The organism is Pseudomonas sp. PS01301 (genome assembly GCF_029960215.1).
Lineage (GTDB): Bacteria > Pseudomonadota > Gammaproteobacteria > Pseudomonadales > Pseudomonadaceae > Aquipseudomonas > Aquipseudomonas coleopterorum.
Genome location: NZ_JASCPM010000018.1, coordinates 36,578 through 58,357, shown reverse-complemented (window position 1 = coordinate 58,357; position 21,780 = coordinate 36,578). Strand labels below are relative to the sequence as shown.

Below are 21,780 nucleotides of genomic sequence, written 5' to 3'. Positions count from 1 at the left end.
ACGAGCAAGGTTAGCCCCCCTCATTCGTAAAAGTGTGTGAAAGCTACAGACTTCTTGCAACACAACATCCCCAATGACACCAGCAGCATAAAATAATTTCTTCAGGCACCTAACAGGACACAGCATAAAAAACCACTGAAGGCTTGAAGCACCCTCTCGCAAATCCAAAACAACTTTAATCTTTACCATCGAAGCAGCCTTGATGTCAGCAAATCCAAACTCCTCAGGCACTTGCATCAAGTGCATCCACCATCCAAATTAATTTGTTTCAAAAGGCCAGCTTTCATAGTTTTTTTATGAATTAGATATATTCAAAAACGCAAACTAGAAAGCCCTGACAAACAATTAGACACGCCAACTACACTACTAGAAGATATTTTAGATCAATGATCTGGCGCACAAAAAATAGGACTCGAAAAGTTTTGTCCGACGAGATATACGACGAACCACCCTTTCCGGCCAATTAGCTGCGTGGGCAGCTAGCTTTTAAGCAATAGCTGTCTAGCCTAAGCAATACATTGAGAATCAATTGAAACGCGCCGGCTTAGTGGGCCAATGTGCGAGAACGAAAACACGAAAAGCCAAAGCGCTTCGGGCGATTTGTTTCAGACAGCTGATCGGCAAACACGCTCAAAATTCTGCTCGCCCTTCAAGATTTTCTAGGCTTGGCTCTAGAAGTCGCCTCAGCCACCAATGGATCTTCCGGCCAATAGTGCTTTGGGTACCGCCCCTTAAGATCCTTCTTCACTTCCAAGTAGGTGCTACGCCAAAAGTTTGCGAGATCTTGTGTAACCTGTACTGGCCTGCGGGCTGGCGACAGGAGATGCAGGATAAGCGGCTGCTTGCCCTGAGCGATGCGTGGTGTTTCTGCCAGGCCAAACAGCTCCTGCAACCGCACTGCGAGGATTGGCGGATGCTGCGAGTAGTCGATACGGATATTCGATCCGGACGGCACCTGGATTGCCTGAGGCGCGCGGGTCTCCAGCTCCTGTGGAAGCGGCCACGGCAGGAGATTTCTGACTATCGAAGATAGATCCAGCTGGCTGAAGTGGCTGAGCCTCGTGACTTTGCCCAAGTATGGTGTGAGCCACTCTTCCAGTGTGTCCAGTAGATTGGCATCGCTCAGATCAGGCCATTTATTTCCTGCCTGGCCATTCTGGAAATCCAACTGACGCAATAGGTCGACCCGCGCTTGCCACTGCCGTAGCTCAGGGTTCCACGGCAGAAGCTCAATGCCCTTGCGCTTCACCAGGTTGACCAGGGCCAGCGAACGGGCTTGCTCATCAAGACTCGGCAGGGCTTTCGTCGACAAGATGAGCTGCCCTACCTTGAGCTGCCTGTCAGCCTTGAGCACACCTTCCCGCTCGTCCCATTCAACCTCATCGACAGACCTCACAAGATCAGAAAGCTCGTCATCGAACAAGGAGGGATCGAGGTCACTCGCCAAGTAGATCCGCTCCTCACGCTGCCCTTGCCGGCTACCCAGGTCGGCTACCACCAGCCACTCGTTCCTGGTGAGAGCATCGGGCTCTGAGAACACGGCAGCCCGACCGTTGGAGAGACGGTACTCAGATGCACTTGCACGTCTCTGCAGGCCGATTCGATCAGGGTAGGCGAACGCCATTAGGCATCCTACCCATCTTGGGTGATCGGGCTCGCTGACAGGGCTGGAGGCCTTTCCACGCAGGAGGGATCGGTACTGCCGCGCAGACTGCTTCACACGCTGGAGGGAACCACCACTACGACGTGAATGTTGCTCGCCTGACAAGGCACTCAGCCTAGTGTGAAGGTCGGCACCTGCTCCACGCAGGATGTCCTTTTCACCCAGCAACGCAGCGATGTTGCACGCCAAGTCATCCAAGCCCATCGCATTGCCTTTGATGAGCATGTGAGCGATACGTGGATGCGCTGGGAGCTCGCTCATCGCCGAACCGTGTGGTGTGAGCTGTCCAGCATTGTCGAGTGCACCCAGGCGTTTCAGCAGGTTTCTGGCTTGGCCGAAAGGAGCTGAAGGAGGTTGGTCGAGCCAGGTCATCTCTTCCGGCTTCATTCCCCACCGGGCCAACTGGAGTGCCAGAGCGGCGAGATCCGCCTGCAGGATCTCAGGGGTGCTGTAGCCCACCATTTGCTCATGCTGCGATTCCGACCATAGGCGATAGCAGACACCTGGCTCCAATCGCCCTGCCCGCCCTGCTCGCTGAGTAGCGCTGGCCTTCGAGATACGCTGTGTGTCGAGTCGGGTCATTCCACTGCGAGGATCGAACTTCGGTACTCGCTCAAGACCGCTGTCCACTACGACCCTGACGCCCTCGATAGTCAAACTAGTCTCGGCGATGTTCGTGGCCAGTACGATTTTTCGGGAGCCTTTAGGTGCCGGATCTATCGCCGCACGCTGGGCGTTCAAATCGAGATCACCGTACAGCGGGCACACAATCACGTCTGGACGACTGCTCAGCTCCTCCTTGAGGGTCTCTGCCACCCGCCGAATCTCTGCTTGCCCAGGAAGGAAAACCAGAACGCTTCCGGACTGCTCGTCGATGGCAGACAAGCAGGTGTCTGTGACTCGCGCATCGATACGGTCACCCGGTTGATAGGGGATACCCCAGACCGTCGACACCGGATACATCCGCCCTTCACTGGTGACCACAGGCGCATCATTCAGCACCTTTGAAAGACGAGCGCCTTCCAGCGTGGCGGACATCAAAAGCAGCTTCAGCGGAAGCTCATCACGCAGCAGTTCCCGGCCACTCAGGCATAAAGCCAGTGCAAGGTCGGAGTCAAGGTTTCGAAGGTGGTACTCGTCGAAAATGACTACACCCACGCCATCCAACGAAGGATCGTCCTGCAGCCTGCGTGCAAGAATCCCTTCAGTCACCACCTCGATTCGAGTCCTGGGACCAACGCGGCTCTCGAGACGGATTCGATAACCGACCGTTTCGCCCACCGCCTCGCCCAGTTCCTTTGCCATCCGTTCTGCTGCTGCGCGAGCGGCCAGTCGACGGGGCTCGAGCATGACGATGGTCTGTCCCGCCAGCCACGACTGATCCAGCAGCGCGAGCGGAACGCGTGTGGTTTTACCGGCGCCGGGCGGCGCTTGCAGCACGGCTTCATTGCGATCGTGAAGGGCTTTGAGGAGAGCCGGCAAGGCGGCGTCAATCGGCAACGAGGTCATGGTCTCTCCGGCAGTGGTGCCGCAATTATACAAGCTACGGCAGGCCGACGGGCGCACTCGGTTCCCCATGCGCAGCCGTCATGTCCACCCCAGCGCCACGGCGGCCAGCACCAGATAACGCATGCCTTTGGCCAGGGTGACGATCAGCAGGAAACGCCAGAAAGGCTCGCGCATGATGCCGGCAACGACGGTCAGCGGATCGCCAATGATCGGCACCCAGCTCAGCAACAACGACCAGTGCCCGTAGCGCAGATAGGACTGCTGGGCCGTTGCGAGCTTTGCCTCGCTCACTGGAAACCAGCGCTTGTGGCGGAATCTTTCAACGCAGCGGCCCAGCACCCAGTTCAGTACAGAGCCCAGTACATTACCGACTATGGCGACCGCCAACAGGGTCGAAATGACGTAGCGATCGGACAACAACATGCCAACCAGCACCGCCTCGGACTGCATCGGCAGCAACGTGGCGGCACCGAACGCTGCCAAGAAAAGACCCAGGTAACTGGTGAGTTCAAACATCGAGGACTTGCCTTACAGGTTCGGGCCGATCCAGCCATGGAGACCGGTCGCCCTGCTCAGTGATACCTGCGTCATGTTGCTGCTCTTGTGCTCGAATCGGCCAATGTCTGCTTTTACACAAGACCTTCTTCCCGCAACGCTTTCTGAACCGCTGGACGAACCTTGACCCGGTTATACCAGGCACGGAGGTTATGCAGATCGTCGAAGTGAATGTCGGCTTTGTAATAGCTGGTCAACCACGCGGCCTGCCCCCAGCCTGTCAACGCGAACAGGTAGGCGTCAGCCACGGTGAAGTGATCACCCATGAGGTAGGGCTTGCTGGTCAACTGCTCATCGATCCAGGCGAAGCGCTTCTCCAACTTTGGCTTCGCACTGTCTACGTATCGACCGGCCAGTGTCGAGTACAACAGCGGAATGTAGCCTTTGTGGATCTCGGTGGAAAGGAAGTTCAGCCACTCCTGAAGCCGGTATCGATCAAGGGTGCCATGGCCGGGAACGAGTCCAAGCTCCGGCTTCAGGTCACCCAGATATTGCACGATGGCTGGACCTTCGCGCAGAAGGGTTCCGTCGTCCAGTTCGAGTGCAGGCACGTAGCCAAGGCGATTGATTTTCAAATAATCGTCGCCTGATTCGGTCAGGTGCTTCTTGTGATCGACCTTGATCCGTGCAACATCAAGACCTAGCTCATTGAGCACGATATGGGGAGACAGGGAACAAGACGCGGGGATGTAATACAGCTTCATGTGCAGACTCCAGAGCGTGAGTGAGCGCTGTCGATTTCCACCTGCAGACAGCACCAGCTCATTCTAGGAGCGCGGTATAAAATAGGAAGAACGCACTATTTTGTAGTATAGGTACAAAAAATATACCTCTATTGTCCGAGGATGCAGACCATGAAAGACAACCTGTCAGGCTGCTCTGTCGAAGAAGCGATGCGCCTGCTCGGTGGGCGCTGGCGACTGCTCATTGCGTCCTACCTGCTCGATGGACCGAAGCGCTTCAGTGCGCTCAGGCGAGACATCCCCGCTATCTCGCAACGAATGCTGACCTTGGATTTACGTGCGCTTGAGGAAGCTGGACTTGTGAAACGCACTGTATTTCCCACCGTGCCTGTCACGGTTGAATATGAACTCACCGTTGAGGGACGGCGCTTGGAGCCTGTAGTCGAGGTCATGAAACACTTTGGGCTATGGGTCAAAGGGCGCGAGTCTGTTGGCAGTGAGATTCCCACTGATGCGGCCATGGCGGATTGATTCTGTTCGCGCATGCTCTTGCATGATGGGCGATGGTTTTCGGTTGAGCCGTTTTCAGCGCCGACCGAACATTCAAGGGCTCGACCACCATCATCTCGGCATGACGAGCCTTCTATCGAGCGCTAGCACGACCTTGTGTTGCAGTCTCTGGGAGGTACGCCCCATCTACTCCGCTCGACCATTTGCTTGTATCGTTGCAGCTTATTTTGCGGAGATTGTCATGCGTATTCATCAACGTTTGCTCTGCGGCGCCGTTGCCGCTGCCCTGATGACCCAGTTGACCGCTTGCGGCACCTTGTTCTGGCCCGATCGGCGCGGGCAGATCGAAGGCCGTATCGACCCGGTCGTGGCGGCGCTGGATGCCATCGGTATCCTGTTCTATGTGATTCCCGGGTTGATCGCCTTCGGCGTGGACTTCGCCACGGGCGCGATCTACCTCAACGACGGTAAGACCGCGCAGATTTCGCCGGAAAAACTGCAGCCAGCGGTCGGTCGCGATGGCAAGGTGGACAACCTGAAACTGCAGGCCATTCTTGAAACCGAACTGGGTCGCAGCCTGCCGCTCGACGATCCACGCCTGATCCAGCACAAGGGCAGTGTCGAACAGCTGGCCATGTATGGTCTGAAGCCCGCCGCTTAAGGATTGCGATGCCAACCAGCAAGGAACATGCACGCCTGCTTCGCCTCGCGACACGGGCGTCGCTGGCGGTGGCCAGCATTCTCATCGTGGCCAAGGCCGTGGCCTGGTGGCCCAGTGGTTCGGTGAGCCTGCTGGCGGGGCTGACCGATTCGGTGCTCGATGGTGCAGCGTCGTTTCTCAATCTGTTAGCGGTGCACTATGCGCTGCGCCCGGCCGATGACGATCACCGTTATGGGCACGGCAAGGCCGAGGCCCTGGCGGGAATGGCCCAGGCGTTGTTCATCGGGTCCAGCGCCGTGCTGATCGGTTATCAGGCGTGGAAGCAGTTGCAGGATCCCCAGCCGCTGGGCGCTGCGGGGGTGGGCATCGCGGTGATGATCCTTTCCCTGGCCCTGACCGTGGCACTGTTGGCCCTGCAATACAAGGTCATCCGCGAAACCGGTTCGACGGCCGTGCGTGCGGACTCGCTGCATTATCGTTCGGACCTGCTGCTCAACGGCAGCATCCTGGTGGCGCTGGTCCTGGCCAGCTATGGCTGGCCGCAGTTGGATGCCTTCTTTGGCCTGGGCATTGCGCTGTACATTCTGTGGAGTGCGGTGCACATCGCCCGCGAAAGCACGGCGATCCTGATGGACCAGGAGCTGCCGCTGGATGTCAGCGAGCAAATGCTGGCGCTGGCGTGCAACGTACCGGGGGTGCTGGGCGCCCATGATCTGCGCACGCGCATGTCGGGCAACCATTGGTTCGTGCAGGTGCATCTGGAATTGCCGGGGCAGTTGTCGCTGGCCGAAGCCCACGGCATCTGCGAGGACGTGGAAGCGGCCATCGAAAGCCAGTATCCACGCGCCGAAGTCCTCGTTCACGCCGATCCCGTTTGAAGAAATGCGGTCAGCCTGCAAAACCGCAGTGTCCCCGGACGCGGCTTGCGCCGCTGCTACAGGGGATCGCGGCACCCCGTAAACACACGCCCCCTGTAGCAGCGGCGCGAGCCGCGTCGGCGGCGAATACGGTCCGGCTGAAAAAACGCGGTCCCCCGGACGCGGCTTGCGCCGCTGCTACAGGGGATCGCGGCATCCCGTAAACACACGCCCCCTGTAGCAGCGGCGCGAGCCGCGTCGGCGGTGGATACGGTGTGTCAGGCAGAACGCGGTGCCTTGTGGCTGCGGCGCAAGCTGCGTCGGTACGCGATCAATTCACCGTGTAGCCGCGTGACGCGAAGCAGTTGGCGAGGCTTTGCCGATACACGCTGACCACTTCGGGCGATGGCGCATAGGTGGCGCTGGCGGGGTCGAAGCGGCTTTGTTCCACGGCCCAGCGCTTGCACTCGTATTGATCCTGGGCAATCTGCTGCGGACTCTGGCCCTGGGCCGGATACGCCGCGACGTCGTAGCTGGTCAAGGTCGGCGCCGGCTGTGGAATGCTGGCATTCACCGGCGGATTCACCACTACATATTCCTGGGTGTTATCGACCCATTGGTAGTACGTCCCCGCCGCCACGAAGAACACCGAACTGCCGATCCACATGCGCTGCGCGTAATCGGGCAGCACGCGCACTCGAACGCCGCGCGGTGGCTCGATCACCACGTACCGCGGGCCCTGGGGTCGGTACCAATACCCACCCGAATAGTAATAATCCTGGCCTCGATACGGCACGCGATAATTCTGGCCGGGGAAACGGTCGATCACCTGCCCCGGACGATACTGCGGGCCGGGGCCCCAACCGCCACCGTGCTCACCGGGCCAGCGATCACGACCGCCTTCCCAGCGCCGGTCGTTGTCGCGACGCAGGTCCGGATAGCTGCCCCGTAACGGCGCCTGAGTCTGGCGCACTTCGTCAGGCTTGCCGATGATCGGCGGCCGATTGTCCTGCTGGCCACCTTCGGGGCGACCCTGTTCTGGGCGACCCTGTTCCGGCCTGTTGCCCTGCCACTGGTTCGAATTGCCGCCTGGCCGGCCTTGCCACTGCCCCTGATTGCCCTGCACAGGCCGCCCTTGCCACTGGCCCTGATTGCCACCGGGCTGCGGCCGATACTGACCACCCCCGGGTTGCCGACCCGGCCCGGCGTTGCCCCCGCCCGGCCCGCGCTGGCCGCCGTTGGAGCTGCCGCGCAACTGATCCTGCGGACCTTCCGCATACGCCGGCGCGCCTACGGCCAGGCAGAGCGCAGCGACACCGGCCAGACGCCAGAGGGGCGATTTCATGCTGTTCCTCGCAAGATAAGGGGAGCTACTGATCATCAGACTGACAAACCCGAACGCGGTTCTGTGAAGATCCCGTCAGGGACCTGCACAGGTTATCGGCACAAGCAGCCACTTCATGACTGACCCACTGCGCCGCACTCACCACCGTTTCGCAGGCGAAAAAAAAGGAGACCCGTCGGCCTCCTCTTTCGAACTCTGTCCCTGCTCGACGCTTGTGACGTCGGCTCACCTCACGCCGCCTTCTGGGCAGTGTGCAGCCCGGGGGCCAGCGCAACCCCGGTGGGGGTGGTGGCCGCAACCCGCCTGATTGAGCGGATCGCAGTGGACTCATGTCCGGGCAGTGATTCTGTGGATAACTATAGCGCCGCAGGTGCAGCAGCCGATTGCGAACATTGCTGATTTACACAGCACTTGCGCAATTTTTGCCTTCGGATGGATAATTTGCCGCAACGCAAAAACACGAAGGCAGATTTGATGAGCAAACTTGATCGCTATGACCTGAGCATCCTGGCTGAATTGCAGCGCGACGCGCGCATTTCCAACCAGGAACTGGCCGAACGCATTGGTCTCTCGCCGTCGCCTTGCTCTCGGCGCGTCAAGCAGCTCGAAGACGACGGCTACATTTCCCGCCAGGTCGCTCTGCTGGACCGCAAGAAACTGGGGTTGAGCCTGACCGCCTATGTGCTGATCGGCATGGACCGCCACACCCCGGAACGTTTCGAAACCTTCGAAGCGGCCATCCGCGGACTGCCGCAGGTGCTCGAATGCAGCCTGGTGACCGGCATGGATGCCGACTATCAGCTCAAGGTAGTGGTGCCGGACATGGACCACTATCAAAAGCTGCTGCTGGGCCACCTGACGCGGATCGAAGGGGTGACCAGCGTACGTTCCAGCTTCGTGCTCAACCAGGTCATGGCCAGCACTGAACTGCCGTTGACTCATCTGCGTAGCTGAGGTTGAGGCTTGAGGCAGGCGGGTAGATCTTCGCGGGCAGAGCCCGCTCCCACAAGGGGCTGGGCCGGAGGCAGGCGGGCAGATCCTCGCGGGCAGAGCCCGCTCCCACAGGGGGCGGGGCCTGCTACAGACTGGCGGGCACCTCGCGCCATTCGCCCTGTCCCAGGCCCTCGAGGCTCCAGTCGCCGATGCGCACCCGTACCAGACGCAGGGTCGGCAGGCCTACCGCCGCCGTCATGCGCCGCACCTGACGGTTGCGTCCTTCCTTGATCACCAGTTCCAACCAATGGGTCGGCACGCTCTTGCGAAAGCGCACGGGCGGATCGCGCGGCCACAGGTCCGGCTCATCCAGCAACCGCGCCTCGGCGGGCAAGGTCATGCCATCGTTGAGTTCCACCCCGCAGCGCAAACGCTGCAATTGCGCTTCGTCGGGCACGCCTTCGACCTGCACCCAATAGGTCTTGGCCAGCTTGTGCTTCGGGTCGGCGATGCGCGCCTGCAGTTGTCCATCGTTGGTCAGCAACAACAGCCCTTCGCTGTCGCGGTCCAGACGGCCGGCTGGGTAGATCCCGGCGATGTCGATGAAATCCTTCAAGGTCGCGCGCCCCTCACCGTCGCTGAACTGGGTCAGCACATCGAACGGCTTATTGAACAGCACCAGCCGAGGTTGGGCAGGTGGCGCCTTGGCCACGCGGCGTTTACCGGCGGCGGGACGTTGCTTGGAGCGAGGAGGCAAAGGCATGACAAAAGGCTTTCGTGCGGGCAAGAGCGCTCATGCTAGAGGCCCTTGCCCGCCACGGCAAACCTGTCAGCGGAACGGCGGCTCGTCGAAACTGCGCAGCTTGCGCGAGTGCAGCGAATTGAGCTGACTGCGCAGCAGGTTCAAGGCAGCGATGCCGATGTTCAGGTGCTGGCTGACCGCACGGTTATAGAAGGCGTTGGCCGAACCCGGCAGCTTGATCTCGCTGTGCAGCGGCTTGTCGGACACGCACAGCAAGGTGCCGTAGGGCACCCGCAGGCGATAGCCCTGGGCGGCGATGGTGCCGCTTTCCATGTCCACCGCCACGGCGCGCGACAGGTTGATCAGCGGCCGCTCCTGGGCCCAGCGCAGTTCCCAGTTGCGGTCGTCGTAGGTCAGCACGGTGCCGGTGCGCAGGCGCTTCTTGAGGTCATCGCCGCGCTCGCCGGTGACTTGCGCCGCCGCTTCCTGCAAGGCCAGCTGCACTTCGGCCAGGGCCGGGATGGGGATGTTGGGCGGCAGGACCCGATCGAGAATCCCGTCCTGGCGCATGTAGGCGTGGGCCAGGACGTAGTCGCCTATGGTCTGCGACTGACGCAGGCCACCGCAGTGGCCGATCATCAACCAGCAATGCGGGCGCAACACGGCCAGGTGGTCGGTGATGTTCTTGGCATTCGACGGGCCGACGCCGATGTTCACCAGGGTCACGCCATCGCCGTCCTCGGCGATCAGGTGGTAGGCCGGCATCTGGTAGCGGTGCCAGACCACGCTGGCCACCAGCGCCTGGGCCTCACCGTTGTCCATGCTCTTTTCGATGATCACGTTGCCCGGCATCACCAGGCGCACGAAGCGTGGGTCGTTGCGCAGCTGCTCCAGGCCGTGGGTGACGAACTGGTCGACGTAGCGGTGATAGTTGGTCAGCAGGATCCAGGGCTGCACATGCTTCCAGTCGCTGCCGGTGTAGTGGATCAAACGGCGCAGGGAGAAATCCACCCGCGCGGCATCGAACAGCGCCAGCGGCAGCGGATCGGCCGTGGCCCAATCGTACAGGCCGTCGGCAATACCGTCGGTGGCGGCGGACAGGTCGGTGCTGGGGAACACTCGCGCCAGCGCTGCGGCGGTCACACCGCTGCCGGCCAGCTCGTCGCCCTGGTCGACGACGTAGGGGTAAGGGATGTTCTGTTCGCTGACACCGACTTCGATGGTCACCGCGAAGTCGCGCATCAAGGGCCGCAACTGGTCCAGCAGATAGCCGCGGAAGGCCGCAGGCTGGGTCACGGTCACCGAATAGACACCGGGCAGGTTGACCTTGGCGTAGGCGCGGGTGATGGCCGGCAATTCGCCGTTGTAGGCGTAGGTCAGGCGTAGTTCGGGGTAGCGGAACAGGTCACGTTCGGCCGCATCCGGCTCGCTGCGATCCTTGAGGTAGCGCTTGAGTGCCTGGCTCAGGGCGCGGGTGGCCCGTTCGTGCAGCTCCGCCAACCGATCCACGGCTTGTTCGGCAGTTTCCACAACTACGAAGTCTGGGGCATTACTCATGGGGCATGTCCTGGCTGATCTGGCAGTCTTGCATCTTGCCTGCAATGCCGATGAAAGGCACCCCCGTGACACGTCCCGGGTTATGCCGGAGCCGCTCCAGTCGGAGCATCTGCAGCCAGCACCGAGAGGGGCTTGGGCTGAGCGAGGACGCAGCCATGCAACAGCGCCTGCAGTTCTTCGAAGCGCACCGGACGCGCCAGACACACCGACACACCTGCCTCCAGGCACCGCTCGCGCTGCCCCTGCTGGCCGACATCGATGATCGCCAGTACCGGCAGCCGCTCGCACCCTGGCAGGCTGCGCAGCGCGCGGATGGTCTGCAGGGCGCTCTGGGTCGGCAGGCTGCACTCCATCAGCACCGCATCGAACCGCTCGCGCGCCAGCAGGGCCAATGCGCCTGAACCGTCCTCGGCGGTCCGTACCCGATAGCCGAGCTTGAGCAGCATGCCGCGAACGACCAACTGGTCGACGCTGTTGTCGTCCACCAGCAACACGGTGCATTCGTGGGCGGCGCGCTGGGTACCGAAGGCACCGGCACTGGTGCTCAAGGCACGGCCCGGATGGGCTTCGACCACCCCCAGACGCACGCTGAATTCGAAACAGCTGCCACGTCCGGGCTCGGACTGATGATGAAGTTGACCACCCACCAGCTCGGCCAACTGCCGACAGATCGCCAGACCGATGCCCAGCCCGCCGTATTCGCGGGTCATGGAACCATCGAGTTGGTAGAAGCGCTGATAGAGCGTCTCTTCATCACGATGCGTGAAGCCGATGCCGCTGTCGCTGACCTTGAAGACGACCTGCAGGTGATCGTCCTGCGGCTCGCCGCCGCTGACCCGCACGTTGACGCTGCCTTCGCGAGTGAACTTGATGCCGTTGTCGATCAGGCAGGCCAGGCACAGCGCGAGCTTCTTGACGTCTCCCCGCAGACGATCGGGCAACCCCGCGGCGCGCTCGACGGTGAACGCCAGCCCCTTGGCATGGGCTTGGCGACTGAACTGCATCTGCATGCTGTCGAGCAACGCCTGCAGGCTGAACGGCTCGTTGCGCGGATAGAGCCGCCCGGCCTGCAGTTCGGTCAGGATCAGAATGTCGTCGACCATGCGCATCATGTCCCGCGCCGAGCCTGCCGCAGTGTGTTGATACTGGGCCAGCTCCGGCCCCATGGGTACGGTCTGCATCAGTTCCAGCGAGCCGATCACGCCATTCATCGGCGTGCGCAGTTCGTGGGTGACAGTAGCCAGGAACTCATCCTTCAGGCGATTGCTCGCCGCCAGCTCCTGGTTCGCCAGTTCAAGCTTGAGCCCGGCTTCCTTGAGCGTCTGTGCCTGCTGGTCGCGCAGCACGTTGATGCGGTCGGCCAGCGCCAGCGACAGCAGGCCGACCTCCAGCGCCGAGCCAAGCTGGCTGGCGTACATGGTGATGAACACATTGGGCAGGTAACCCAACACCATGAGGGTGTTGACGATGCCGCCCAGCAGGAACGCGCTCCAGGCAATGATGAAATAGCGCGCCAGGCGCATGCCGCGCAACCAGGCGACGATACCGGCGGTGAAGATCACTACGGTGAAACACAACGCCAGCGCGGTGGCCAGGCGCAACGCCAAGGCGTAGCTGGTCGACAGCGACAGCGCCATGACCACGGCGCCGTACACCATCAGGCCGATCAGCAGTCGATCCATCCAACGACTGTGGCGGGCGGTCTGTAGGAAACTGCGCGAGAACAGGCAGCCGAAGAACCCGGCCGCGCCGATGAAGAACGGCGTGGCGGCGTTGGCCCACCACGGGTTGTTCGGCCAGAAATACTCGACCCCGGCGCCGTTCACCGACACCTGGTAGAGCCCGAATGAGGCGATATAGACGATGTAGTAGAGATAGCTGCGGTCGCGCACGCTGAGGAAGATGAACAGGTTGTACACCAGCATGCCCAGCAGCACGCCGTAGATCAGCCCGAGCACGTACAGCCGTGAAGGCTGCGCCTCCAGGTACGCATTGGCCGACCACAGGCTTACCGGCGCCTGGACCGAGCCCTGGCTGTGCAGGCGCAGGTACACCGTCTTGGCTTCATCGGGCTGGAAAGGCACTTCGAACAGGTAGTTGTTCTGCTTGATCTGGCGGCTGTCGTACGGCAACGCATCGCCGGTTCGCTGCACCAAGTGGTACTGGCCGGCGGCATCGGGCAGGTACAGTTCCAGGTGATCCATCGGCGGATACGCCAGCTCCAGCAGCCAGCTATGGGGTGATCTGTCGACACGCGGCACATAGCGCAGATCGATACGCAGCCAGAACACCGACTTCGAATAGCCCGCATTGAGCACGTCGGCATGGTGCTGACGGAAGGCCGGGGCCAGGTCGCGGGTGATCTGCTCGATGGTCGCATCGCCGGCCACGTCTTCGTAGACCTGCATCGAGCGGCCGAGCGCAAGGCTGCGCGTGGTCTCGTCGAAGTCGACTGCACACGCCAGCATGGGCAGCAAAGCCATGATCAGGATAAGCAAATAGCGCATACAGCCCCAGCGTGGCACACCTGATCGCATCGGGAAGCCCCCATTCCCTTTGGTTCGATGCAATCGGCACAGCCTGTTATCGATATCGAATGACTCTAGCACAGCGTCTGCGTGCACGACGGGCGGTGCGCAATGTTCCCTCAGTCGGCTCTGGGCCACTGCTTTCGGAACCTGTCAGAGTGTAATGTCAATATGATACAGAGGCACCGTACAAAGCGCGAACCCTGTCCATCGAACCAGTCATCAGGGCACCCTGCCCAGCGCTTGCAGCCCTGCTACAACGCCGTGCGCCGTGATAAGCTCGCGCACCATGAATATCTATAGCTCCCGCCCCGTTGTCCTCTGTCTCTCCGGCCACGACCCCAGTGGCGGCGCCGGCCTGCAGGCAGATATCGAAGCCCTGCTTGCCCAGGGCTGCCATGCCGCGCCGACGGTTACCGCGCTGACCGTGCAGAACACCGTCAACGTCAGCGATTTCCGTGTGCTCGACCGCGAATGGATCCTGGCCCAGGCCAATGCCGTGCTCAGCGATTCGCCGGTGGCGGCGGTCAAGTTGGGCATGCTCGGCTCGGTGGACATGGTCGCGACCGTGGTCGAGCTGTTGTCGGCCCACCCTCATCTGCCGATGGTCTGCGACCCGGTGTTGCGCGCCGGCGGTGGCGGCAGCCTGGGCAAGGACGAGGTCGGCTATGCGATGCGCGAGCGGCTGCTGCCGCTGGCCACCATCGCCACGCCGAACCTGCCCGAGGCACGCATCCTCGCCGACCTGCCCGAGGGCAGCGCCGACGAATGCGCGCAAAAGTTGCTGCCGTTCTGCAAGCACCTGCTGATCACCGGCGGCCACGGCGACGAGCACGAAGTGCACAACCGCCTGTACAGCCGCGACGGCAGCCGTCGCACCTTCACCTGCCAGCGCCTGCCCGGCAGCTACCACGGCTCCGGGTGCACCCTGGCCAGTGCTCTGGCCGGTCGCCTGGCCCTGGGCGAAGGCCTGGAAAGCGCCGTGCAGTCGGCCCTCGACTACACCTGGCGTACCCTGCGCGACGCCGAGCAACTGGGCCACGGGCAATTCGTGCCCCGTCGCCTGCCCCTGGATTTCTGCTCTTGAGCCAAATCTCCGCCCCCTGCCCGAGGCCCAAGCGATGAACTTACGTGGCGTCTACGCCATCACCGACAGCCAGCTGTTGGCCGGCAAGTTCCTCAAGTACGTCGAGGCCGCCCTGGATGGCGGCATCACGCTGCTGCAGTACCGTGACAAGAGCAACGACGAAGCCCGTCGCCTGCGCGAAGCGGAAAAACTGCGTCAGCTGTGCGAGCGCTACAAGGCGCACCTGATCATCAACGACGACGCCGAACTGGCGGCGCGACTCAACGTCGGCGTGCACCTGGGCCAGACCGATGGCCCGTTGACTCCAGCCCGCGCCCTGCTGGGGCGCAAGGCGATCATCGGCAGCACCTGCCATGCCAACCTCGACCTGGCGCGCCAGGCGGCCCGCGAAGGCGCCAGCTACGTCGCCTTTGGCCGCTTCTTCGCCTCCCAGACCAAGCCCGACGCATCGCCTGCCAGCATTGAACTGTTGGGCCAGGCGCGGGCCGAATTGAAATTGCCGATTGCCGTCATTGGCGGCATCACCCTGGACAACGCTGCGCCGCTGGTGGCCTGCGGTGCCGACCTGCTGGCCGTAGTGCATGCGCTGTTCGGCGCCGACACGGCCCAGGAAGTCACCCGCCGCGCCCGCGCCCTGAACGCGTTGTTCGAAACTGCCTGATGCTAGAGAGCTCATTTATGTCCCGTTCCGAAACCCTGTTCGCCAATGCCCAGAAGCACATCCCCGGCGGCGTCAACTCGCCCGTGCGTGCCTTCAAGAGCGTCGGCGGCACGCCGCTGTTCTTCAAGCACGCTGCCGGCGCCTATGTCACCGACGAAGACGACAAGCGCTACGTGGACTACGTCGGTTCCTGGGGGCCGATGATTCTGGGTCACAGCCATCCGGACGTGCTCGACGCCGTGCGCAAGCAGCTCGAACATGGTTTGTCATACGGCGCGCCGACCGAAATGGAAACCCAGATGGCCGACCTGGTCTGCGCCATCGTGCCGTCCATGGAAATGGTGCGCATGGTCAGCTCGGGCACCGAGGCGACCATGAGTGCCATTCGTCTGGCCCGTGGTTTCACCGGTCGCGACAGCATCATCAAGTTCGAAGGTTGCTACCACGGCCACTCCGACAGCCTGCTGGTCAAGGCCGGCTCCGGCGCCCTCACCCTCGGTGTGCCCAGCTCGCCCGGCGTGCCGGCGGCGTTCGCCAAACATACCCTGACCCTGCCGTTCAACGACATCGCTGCAGTGGAGCAGATGCTGGCCGACGTCGCCGATGAGGTGGCCTGCATCATCGTCGAACCCGTGGCGGGCAACATGAACTGCGTACCGCCGGCACCCGGTTTTCTGGAAGGCCTGCGTCGCCTGTGCGACCAGTACGGCGTGGTGCTGATCTTCGACGAAGTGATGACCGGTTTCCGCGTGGCCCTGGGCGGCGCCCAGGCGTACTACGGCGTCACGCCGGACCTGAGCACGTTCGGCAAGATCATCGGTGGCGGCATGCCCGTGGGCTGCTTCGGCGGCAAGCGCGAGATCATGTCGCACATCGCGCCGCTGGGCCCGGTCTACCAGGCTGGCACGCTGTCGGGCAATCCCTTGGCCATGGCCGCCGGCCTGACCACCCTGAACCTGATCAGCCGTCCGGGCTTCCATGACGAGCTGAGCGACTACACCGCCCGCTTGCTCGATGGCCTGCAGCAGCGAGCCGATGCCGCAGGCATCCCGTTCGTGACTACCCAGGCGGGCGGCATGTTCGGCCTGTACTTCAGCGGCGCCGACGACATCGTCACCTTCGAAGACGTCATGAGCAGCGATGCCGAGCGCTTCAAGCGCTTCTTCCATTTGATGCTCGACGGCGGCGTGTACCTGGCGCCGAGCGCGTTCGAAGCAGGCTTCACCTCCATCGCCCACGGCGATGCGGAACTGAAGATCACCCTGGATGCTGCCGAGAAAGCGTTCGCCGCGCTGAAGTAAGTCCAAACCGGGAATAGCCATCCTGTAGGAGCGGTCAGTGGCCGCGAAGAATTCACCGCGCAGTGTCAGATTTGCCGCGCATGAGCTTTCGCGGCCACTGACCGCTCCTACAGATAGCCTTGTCACCCCTTCCAGCCGTTCACATGATCGCGCCTTCCAACGGCCGCTTGTCCCTGTGAAGTCTGACCATCTGGACGATATCGCAGAAAAACGAGTAAAGACTTTGTAACCGCCCCCCCGCTTATTTCATAATGCAGCACCCGCCACGTTTCCACGTCGGGTCCGCCCGCATTCCGCAGAGGTAAGTCGATCCCCATGAACCGCACCGGCCGCGCCCTTGCATTGGGCTGCCTGTTGCTTCTTCAGCCGCTAATGGCTACCGCAGGCGGCAATTCGTTGTTGATCCCGGCGGTGGGTCGCTGCACCCTCAATACTTCTGCCCAGGCGTTGCCCGCAGCGCTGGCTGCCTGTCAGCAGGCGGCCAAGGACGGCGACGCGCAGGCGCAATTCGAGCTGGGTCAGTTCTACTACGACGGCACGCGCACCGAGCGCGACCTCAATCAGGCCCTGAGCTATTTTGAACAGGCCTCCCTGCAAGGCCATGCCGAAGCGCAGTATCACCTGGGGACCATGTTCTTCAAGGGTGAGGGCGTGGCGGCCAACAATATCCAGGCCTACATCGTACTGAAGATGGCCGCGGTCAACGGCGCTGAGGATGCGCTGGACGTGGCCGACGAGGTGTCCGGGCAGATGCGCCGCGAAGACCTCGAAGTGGCCACCCAGGTGCTGGGGCAGATTTTCCGCAAATACCTGCTCGAACTGCAGACCGCCGACGGCGGCAGCCGCTCGCCCTTCGCCCCCCTGCCCTGAGCCCGGTCGCTGTCCGGCGAGCGGTTACTTGTCGGGCATCGGCATGGGGAAGGGCATCACGTTGCCAGTCATGCGCGCCTCGCTGATCTTCGGCGTACCGAGACGCTCGACCTCATCGATCCGCACGATCGAATGCATCGGCACGAAGCTGCGCGTGACGCCTTCGAACTGCGCCTTGAGCTTTTCTTCGCTGGGGTCGACGACCACGGTGGTGCGCTCGCCAAAGACAAATTCCTCGACCTCCAGAAACCCCCACAGATCGCTCTGGTAGATCTGCTTGGCGTACATCTCGAATACCTGGCCCTGATTGAGGAAAATCACTTTGTAGATTGGAGCTTCGCGTTTGGTCATCGTCGGCAGATACAAGGTCGTGAGCTTTAAAGAGGGCGAAAACTATAGCATAGCCGCCCGACAGGCAATGCTAGGAACCACCGACCACGGACACTATAATGCGCGGTTCTTTGAACCACTTGATGATCACCTAATGGCCAAGAAGCTTTACATCGAAACCCACGGCTGCCAGATGAACGAGTACGACAGCTCGCGCATGGTCGACCTGCTGGGTGAACATCAAGCCCTGGAAGTCACGGCCCGCGCCGAAGATGCCGACGTGATTCTGCTCAATACCTGTTCTATTCGCGAGCGTGCCCAGGACCGCGTCTATTCGCAGTTGGGTCGCTGGCGCGAGCTCAAGCTGGCCAAGCCGGAAATGGTCATCGCCGTGGGCGGCTGCGTGGCCAGCCAGGAAGGCGAGGCCATCCGCGACCGCGCGCCCTACGTCGACGTGGTGTTCGGCCCGCAGACCCTGCACCGACTGCCCGAGATGATCGACGCAGCGCGCATCACCCGCCTGCCGCAGGTGGATATTTCCTTCCCCGAGATCGAGAAGTTCGACCACCTGCCCGAACCGCGTATCGACGGACCGACCGCCTACGTGTCGGTGATGGAAGGCTGCAGCAAATACTGCACCTTCTGCGTGGTGCCCTATACCCGTGGCGAAGAGGTCAGCCGGCCCTTCGACGACGTTCTGGCCGAGGTCATGCACCTGGCCGACAACGGCGTGCGCGAAGTCACCCTGCTGGGCCAGAACGTCAACGGCTACCGAGGCCAGACCCACGACGGTCGCCTGGCCGATCTGGCCGAGCTGATCCGCGTGGTCGCCCAGATCGACGGGATCGAGCGCATCCGCTACACCACCTCGCACCCGCTGGAGTTTTCCGACAGCCTGATCCTGGCCCACGCCGAAGTGCCGCAGTTGGTGAAACACCTGCATCTGCCGGTGCAGTCCGGTTCGGACCGCGTGCTGGCCGCGATGAAGCGCGGGCACACGGTGCTGGAATACAAGTCCAAGTTGCGCAAGCTCAAGGCAGCGGTGCCGGACATCTGCATCAGTTCGGACTTCATCATCGGTTTCCCCGGCGAGACCGAGAAGGACTTCGAGCAGACCATGAAACTGGTCGCCGACGTGGGCATGGATTTCTCGTATTCCTTCATCTATAGCCAGCGGCCCGGCACACCTGCGGCCGACCTGGCCGATGACACGCCCGAGGCGGTGAAGAAACAGCGCCTGGATGCCTTGCAGCATCGCTTGAATCAGCAAGGGTTCGAGATCAGCCGGCAGATGGTCGGGACCACCCAGCGCATCCTCGTCACCGATTATTCGCGCAAGGATCCGGGCCAGTTGCAGGGGCGTACCGAGAACAACCGTATCGTCAACTTCACCTGCTCGGATGCCCGACTGATCGGCCAGTTCGTCGACATCCACATCGCCGAGGCCCGGCCCCACTCCCTGCGTGGTGAACTGCTGGCCTGACAGCCGCACCACGGCGAACCCTGCGCGGCCGATGGCCGCTCCTACAAGGAGGCGGCGAGCGCCATTCGCCGCTCGCCCCTTTCGCCCCGCCCCTGACAGGGGTTATCCTTGGACTCATTTCAATTGCCGTCGGGCGGCCGAATACGACCTTGAACGCACCTATCGAACCACATCGCTTCTTGCTCGAGCCTTTCGAGGCTCGCCGCTTCGCCAACCTGTGCGGACAATTCGACGAGCATCTGCGCTTGATCGAACAGCGCCTGGAAATCGAAATTCGCAACCGTGGCAATCAGTTCGAACTGATCGGCGACGCCCAGCACACGCGCTCGGCGGAAAACCTGCTGCGCCGCCTGTACCGGGAAACCAAGGCCACCGAGTTGTCCCCCGACACCGTTCACCTGTTTTTACAGGAATCGGCCGTCGAGGAGCTGGACAACCCGGCTTCGGGCGAAGTGCCGGTGGCGCTGCGTACCCGCAAGGGCATGATCAAGCCGCGCGGTTTGAATCAGCAGCGCTACGTCAAGGAAATCCTGGCCAACGATATCAATTTCGGCATCGGCCCGGCCGGTACCGGCAAGACGTACCTGGCCGTGGCCGCTGCCGTCGATGCGCTGGAGCGCGAGCAGGTTCGACGCATTCTTCTGGTGCGCCCTGCCGTGGAAGCGGGCGAAAAGCTCGGGTTCCTGCCCGGCGATCTGGCCCAGAAGATCGACCCCTACCTGCGTCCACTGTACGACGCGCTGTACGAAATGCTCGGCTTCGAACACGTCGCCAAGTTGATCGAAAAACAGGTCATCGAGATCGCGCCACTGGCCTACATGCGCGGACGCACCCTGAACAACAGCTTCATCATCCTCGATGAGAGCCAGAACACCACCGTGGAACAGATGAAGATGTTCCTGACCCGCATCGGCTTCGGCTCGACCGCGGTGATCACCGGCGACATCACCCAGGTCGACCTGCCCAAGGGCACCAAGTCAGGCCTGGGCCAGGTGATCGAAGTGCTCAAGGACGTTCCGGGCATCAGCTTCACCCACTTCATGCCCAAGGACGTCGTTCGTCACCCGCTGGTGCAGCGCATCGTCGAGGCCTACGAGCGTTTCGACGCCCAGCCCGCCACCGTCAACGAGGCCGGGGACAAACGCCGCGATGCTTGAGCTTGACCTGCAACGGGCCAGCACCACGCCTGGCCCGAGCGATGCCGAGTTCCGCCGCTGGTGCGAACTGGCGTTGCGCCAGCGCAGCGCCGATTCGGAGATGACCATCCGCCTGGTCGATGAAACCGAAGGCCGCGAGCTGAATCTCACCTATCGTCACAAAGATTACGCAACCAACGTGCTTTCATTTCCCGCAGACGTGCCGGACGACCTGCTCGACATTCCGCTGCTGGGCGACCTGGTCATCTGTGTGCCGGTAGTCGAGCGCGAGGCCGCCGAACAGGGCAAAGCTCTGGACGCACACTGGGCGCACCTGGTGATGCATGGCTGCCTGCACCTGCTGGGCTACGACCACATCGACGACGATGAGGCCGAGGAAATGGAAGCGCTGGAACGAGAGTTGCTAGCAGAATTGGGTCATCCGGACCCCTATGCCGCCGACGAAGACGTCGACGACACCCCCACCAAAGCAATTGGCAAGGATCACGAGTAAAGGGCTATGAGCGAAGATCGATCGAGCAACGGGCAGAAGTCATGGTTGGGTAAACTGACCCAGGCCTTTGCCCATGAGCCCAAGAACCGCCAGGAACTGCTGGAACTGCTGCGCGAAGCGCACCAGAACAAGCTCCTGGACAGCGAAGCATTGACCATCGTGGAAGGCGCCATCCAGGTCGCCGACCTGCAAGTGCGCGACATCATGGTGCCGCGCTCGCAGCTGATCAGCATCAAGTCCACGCAGACCCTGCAGGAATTCCTGCCGGCGGTCATCGATGCCGCGCACTCGCGCTACCCGGTGGTGGGCGAGAACCACGACGACGTGATCGGCGTGCTGCTGGCCAAAGACCTGCTGCCGCTGATCCTGCAGAACGACCACGCGAACTTCAACATCAAGGATCTGCTGCGCCCGGCCACTTTCGTGCCCGAGTCCAAGCGTCTGAACGTGTTGCTGCGCGAGTTCCGCGCCAACCATAACCACATGGCCATCGTGATCGACGAATACGGCGGTGTGGCGGGCCTGGTGACTATCGAAGACGTGCTGGAACAGATCGTCGGCGACATCGAGGACGAGCACGACGTCGAGGAAGACAGCTACATCAAGCCCCTGCCCAGCGGTGACTTCCTGATCAAGGCGCTGACCCCGATCGAGAACTTCAACGAGTTCTTCGAAAGCCAGTTCTCCGACGATGAATTCGACACCGTCGGTGGCCTGGTGATGAGTGCCTTCGGCCACCTGCCCAAGCGCAACGAGACGACCGAAATCGGTGCCTGGCGCTTTCGCATCCTCAACGCCGACAGCCGCCGCATCCACTTGCTGCGCCTTACGCCAATCGCCCGCTGAGGCACCTGC

20 protein-coding genes are annotated in these 21,780 nt (G+C 61.9%); 12 read left to right on the top strand and 8 right to left on the bottom strand.

Annotated elements, in window-relative coordinates:
• Positions 1-649: 649 nt before the first annotated feature.
• From hrpB to gstA, 3 genes are all read right to left on the bottom strand, one after another.
• Positions 650-3,172, bottom strand: a complete 2,523-nt coding sequence (gene hrpB, locus QMX89_RS11815) for an ATP-dependent helicase HrpB (RefSeq protein ID WP_282348308.1) — start codon at positions 3,170-3,172, stop codon at positions 650-652.
• Between the two features lie 78 nt (positions 3,173-3,250).
• The gene (locus tag QMX89_RS11810; protein WP_282348306.1) at positions 3,251-3,688 is read right to left on the bottom strand and encodes a YqaA family protein; all 438 of its coding nucleotides are present in this window, start codon (positions 3,686-3,688) and stop codon (positions 3,251-3,253) included.
• 113 nt (positions 3,689-3,801) lie between these two features.
• The gene (gene gstA / locus QMX89_RS11805) at positions 3,802-4,431 is read right to left on the bottom strand and encodes a glutathione transferase GstA (protein ID WP_282348304.1); all 630 of its coding nucleotides are present in this window, start codon (positions 4,429-4,431) and stop codon (positions 3,802-3,804) included.
• Positions 4,432-4,581: 150 nt separating this feature from the next.
• Here gstA and QMX89_RS11800 point away from each other — a divergent pair, with 150 nt between their 5' ends.
• From QMX89_RS11800 to QMX89_RS11790, 3 genes are all read left to right on the top strand, one after another.
• Positions 4,582-4,941 (top strand): helix-turn-helix domain-containing protein, encoded by a 360-nt coding sequence (locus tag QMX89_RS11800; protein ID WP_282348302.1) that lies wholly within the window; start codon positions 4,582-4,584, stop codon positions 4,939-4,941.
• 220 nt (positions 4,942-5,161) lie between these two features.
• The gene (locus tag QMX89_RS11795) at positions 5,162-5,581 is read left to right on the top strand and encodes a polyribonucleotide nucleotidyltransferase (protein WP_282348301.1); all 420 of its coding nucleotides are present in this window, start codon (positions 5,162-5,164) and stop codon (positions 5,579-5,581) included.
• Positions 5,582-5,589: 8 nt separating this feature from the next.
• Positions 5,590-6,459: a cation diffusion facilitator family transporter gene (locus tag QMX89_RS11790; RefSeq protein ID WP_282348300.1), complete on the top strand. Its 870-nt coding sequence runs from the start codon at positions 5,590-5,592 to the stop codon at positions 6,457-6,459.
• 310 nt (positions 6,460-6,769) lie between these two features.
• Here QMX89_RS11790 and QMX89_RS11785 read toward each other — a convergent pair whose 3' ends face one another.
• Positions 6,770-7,783, bottom strand: coding sequence for a DUF6515 family protein (locus QMX89_RS11785; protein ID WP_282348299.1), 1,014 nt, complete (start codon positions 7,781-7,783; stop codon positions 6,770-6,772).
• Between the two features lie 474 nt (positions 7,784-8,257).
• On the opposite strand from QMX89_RS11785, the gene QMX89_RS11780 reads away from it, so the two are divergent.
• Complete coding sequence (locus QMX89_RS11780; protein ID WP_043192694.1) at positions 8,258-8,737, top strand: Lrp/AsnC family transcriptional regulator; 480 nt, start codon at positions 8,258-8,260, stop codon at positions 8,735-8,737.
• Between the two features lie 124 nt (positions 8,738-8,861).
• On the opposite strand, the gene QMX89_RS11775 is transcribed toward QMX89_RS11780, so the two are convergent.
• From QMX89_RS11775 to QMX89_RS11765, 3 genes are all read right to left on the bottom strand, one after another.
• Positions 8,862-9,428 (bottom strand): pseudouridine synthase, encoded by a 567-nt coding sequence (locus tag QMX89_RS11775; protein WP_161804300.1) that lies wholly within the window; start codon positions 9,426-9,428, stop codon positions 8,862-8,864.
• A 117-nt stretch (positions 9,429-9,545) separates the two neighbouring features.
• Complete coding sequence (amn, locus tag QMX89_RS11770; protein ID WP_049860862.1) at positions 9,546-11,015, bottom strand: AMP nucleosidase; 1,470 nt, start codon at positions 11,013-11,015, stop codon at positions 9,546-9,548.
• Positions 11,016-11,095: 80 nt separating this feature from the next.
• Positions 11,096-13,522, bottom strand: coding sequence for a hybrid sensor histidine kinase/response regulator (locus QMX89_RS11765; RefSeq protein ID WP_282348295.1), 2,427 nt, complete (start codon positions 13,520-13,522; stop codon positions 11,096-11,098).
• A gap of 310 nt (positions 13,523-13,832) precedes the next feature.
• Between QMX89_RS11765 and QMX89_RS11760 the strand changes: the two genes are divergently transcribed.
• From QMX89_RS11760 to QMX89_RS11745, 4 genes are all read left to right on the top strand, one after another.
• Positions 13,833-14,630 (top strand): hydroxymethylpyrimidine/phosphomethylpyrimidine kinase, encoded by a 798-nt coding sequence (locus QMX89_RS11760; protein WP_049860860.1) that lies wholly within the window; start codon positions 13,833-13,835, stop codon positions 14,628-14,630.
• Between the two features lie 34 nt (positions 14,631-14,664).
• Positions 14,665-15,291 carry a thiamine phosphate synthase gene (thiE, locus tag QMX89_RS11755; RefSeq protein WP_090360520.1) on the top strand — a complete coding sequence of 209 codons (627 nt, stop codon included), beginning with the start codon at positions 14,665-14,667 and terminating at the stop codon, positions 15,289-15,291.
• 17 nt (positions 15,292-15,308) lie between these two features.
• Positions 15,309-16,592, top strand: coding sequence for a glutamate-1-semialdehyde 2,1-aminomutase (gene hemL / locus QMX89_RS11750; protein WP_049860858.1), 1,284 nt, complete (start codon positions 15,309-15,311; stop codon positions 16,590-16,592).
• 315 nt (positions 16,593-16,907) lie between these two features.
• The gene (locus tag QMX89_RS11745; RefSeq protein WP_049860857.1) at positions 16,908-17,462 is read left to right on the top strand and encodes a tetratricopeptide repeat protein; all 555 of its coding nucleotides are present in this window, start codon (positions 16,908-16,910) and stop codon (positions 17,460-17,462) included.
• A gap of 24 nt (positions 17,463-17,486) precedes the next feature.
• Here the strand turns inward: QMX89_RS11745 and QMX89_RS11740 are convergent, their stop codons facing one another.
• The gene (locus QMX89_RS11740) at positions 17,487-17,813 is read right to left on the bottom strand and encodes a DUF1820 family protein (RefSeq protein ID WP_043192686.1); all 327 of its coding nucleotides are present in this window, start codon (positions 17,811-17,813) and stop codon (positions 17,487-17,489) included.
• Positions 17,814-17,946: 133 nt separating this feature from the next.
• Between QMX89_RS11740 and miaB the strand changes: the two genes are divergently transcribed.
• The 4 genes from miaB (at position 17,947) to QMX89_RS11720 (ending at position 21,771) form a co-directional block, all read left to right on the top strand.
• Complete coding sequence (gene miaB, locus QMX89_RS11735; RefSeq protein ID WP_043192685.1) at positions 17,947-19,275, top strand: tRNA (N6-isopentenyl adenosine(37)-C2)-methylthiotransferase MiaB; 1,329 nt, start codon at positions 17,947-17,949, stop codon at positions 19,273-19,275.
• 149 nt (positions 19,276-19,424) lie between these two features.
• Positions 19,425-20,432 (top strand): PhoH family protein, encoded by a 1,008-nt coding sequence (locus QMX89_RS11730; RefSeq protein ID WP_090360532.1) that lies wholly within the window; start codon positions 19,425-19,427, stop codon positions 20,430-20,432.
• Positions 20,425-20,925 carry an rRNA maturation RNase YbeY gene (gene ybeY / locus QMX89_RS11725; RefSeq protein WP_090360534.1) on the top strand — a complete coding sequence of 167 codons (501 nt, stop codon included), beginning with the start codon at positions 20,425-20,427 and terminating at the stop codon, positions 20,923-20,925. Before QMX89_RS11730 ends, ybeY begins: the two co-directional genes overlap by 8 nt.
• Positions 20,926-20,931: 6 nt before the next feature.
• Entirely contained in the window at positions 20,932-21,771 is an 840-nt protein-coding gene (locus QMX89_RS11720) for an HlyC/CorC family transporter (protein ID WP_056844008.1), read from the top strand.
• Positions 21,772-21,780: the final 9 nt, after the last annotated feature.

Coding starts and splice junctions, on each gene's coding strand:
- hrpB (WP_282348308.1), bottom strand. CDS start 3,172: ATGACCTCGTTGCCGATTGACGCCGCCTTGCCGGCTCTCCTCAAAGCC.
- QMX89_RS11810 (WP_282348306.1), bottom strand. CDS start 3,688: ATGTTTGAACTCACCAGTTACCTGGGTCTTTTCTTGGCAGCGTTCGGT.
- gstA (WP_282348304.1), bottom strand. CDS start 4,431: ATGAAGCTGTATTACATCCCCGCGTCTTGTTCCCTGTCTCCCCATATC.
- QMX89_RS11800 (WP_282348302.1), top strand. CDS start 4,582: ATGAAAGACAACCTGTCAGGCTGCTCTGTCGAAGAAGCGATGCGCCTG.
- QMX89_RS11795 (WP_282348301.1), top strand. CDS start 5,162: ATGCGTATTCATCAACGTTTGCTCTGCGGCGCCGTTGCCGCTGCCCTG.
- QMX89_RS11790 (WP_282348300.1), top strand. CDS start 5,590: ATGCCAACCAGCAAGGAACATGCACGCCTGCTTCGCCTCGCGACACGG.
- QMX89_RS11785 (WP_282348299.1), bottom strand. CDS start 7,783: ATGAAATCGCCCCTCTGGCGTCTGGCCGGTGTCGCTGCGCTCTGCCTG.
- QMX89_RS11780 (WP_043192694.1), top strand. CDS start 8,258: ATGAGCAAACTTGATCGCTATGACCTGAGCATCCTGGCTGAATTGCAG.
- amn (WP_049860862.1), bottom strand. CDS start 11,015: ATGAGTAATGCCCCAGACTTCGTAGTTGTGGAAACTGCCGAACAAGCC.
- QMX89_RS11765 (WP_282348295.1), bottom strand. CDS start 13,522: ATGCGCTATTTGCTTATCCTGATCATGGCTTTGCTGCCCATGCTGGCG.
- QMX89_RS11760 (WP_049860860.1), top strand. CDS start 13,833: ATGAATATCTATAGCTCCCGCCCCGTTGTCCTCTGTCTCTCCGGCCAC.
- thiE (WP_090360520.1), top strand. CDS start 14,665: ATGAACTTACGTGGCGTCTACGCCATCACCGACAGCCAGCTGTTGGCC.
- hemL (WP_049860858.1), top strand. CDS start 15,309: ATGTCCCGTTCCGAAACCCTGTTCGCCAATGCCCAGAAGCACATCCCC.
- QMX89_RS11745 (WP_049860857.1), top strand. CDS start 16,908: ATGAACCGCACCGGCCGCGCCCTTGCATTGGGCTGCCTGTTGCTTCTT.
- QMX89_RS11740 (WP_043192686.1), bottom strand. CDS start 17,813: ATGACCAAACGCGAAGCTCCAATCTACAAAGTGATTTTCCTCAATCAG.
- miaB (WP_043192685.1), top strand. CDS start 17,947: ATGGCCAAGAAGCTTTACATCGAAACCCACGGCTGCCAGATGAACGAG.
- ybeY (WP_090360534.1), top strand. CDS start 20,425: ATGCTTGAGCTTGACCTGCAACGGGCCAGCACCACGCCTGGCCCGAGC.
- QMX89_RS11720 (WP_056844008.1), top strand. CDS start 20,932: ATGAGCGAAGATCGATCGAGCAACGGGCAGAAGTCATGGTTGGGTAAA.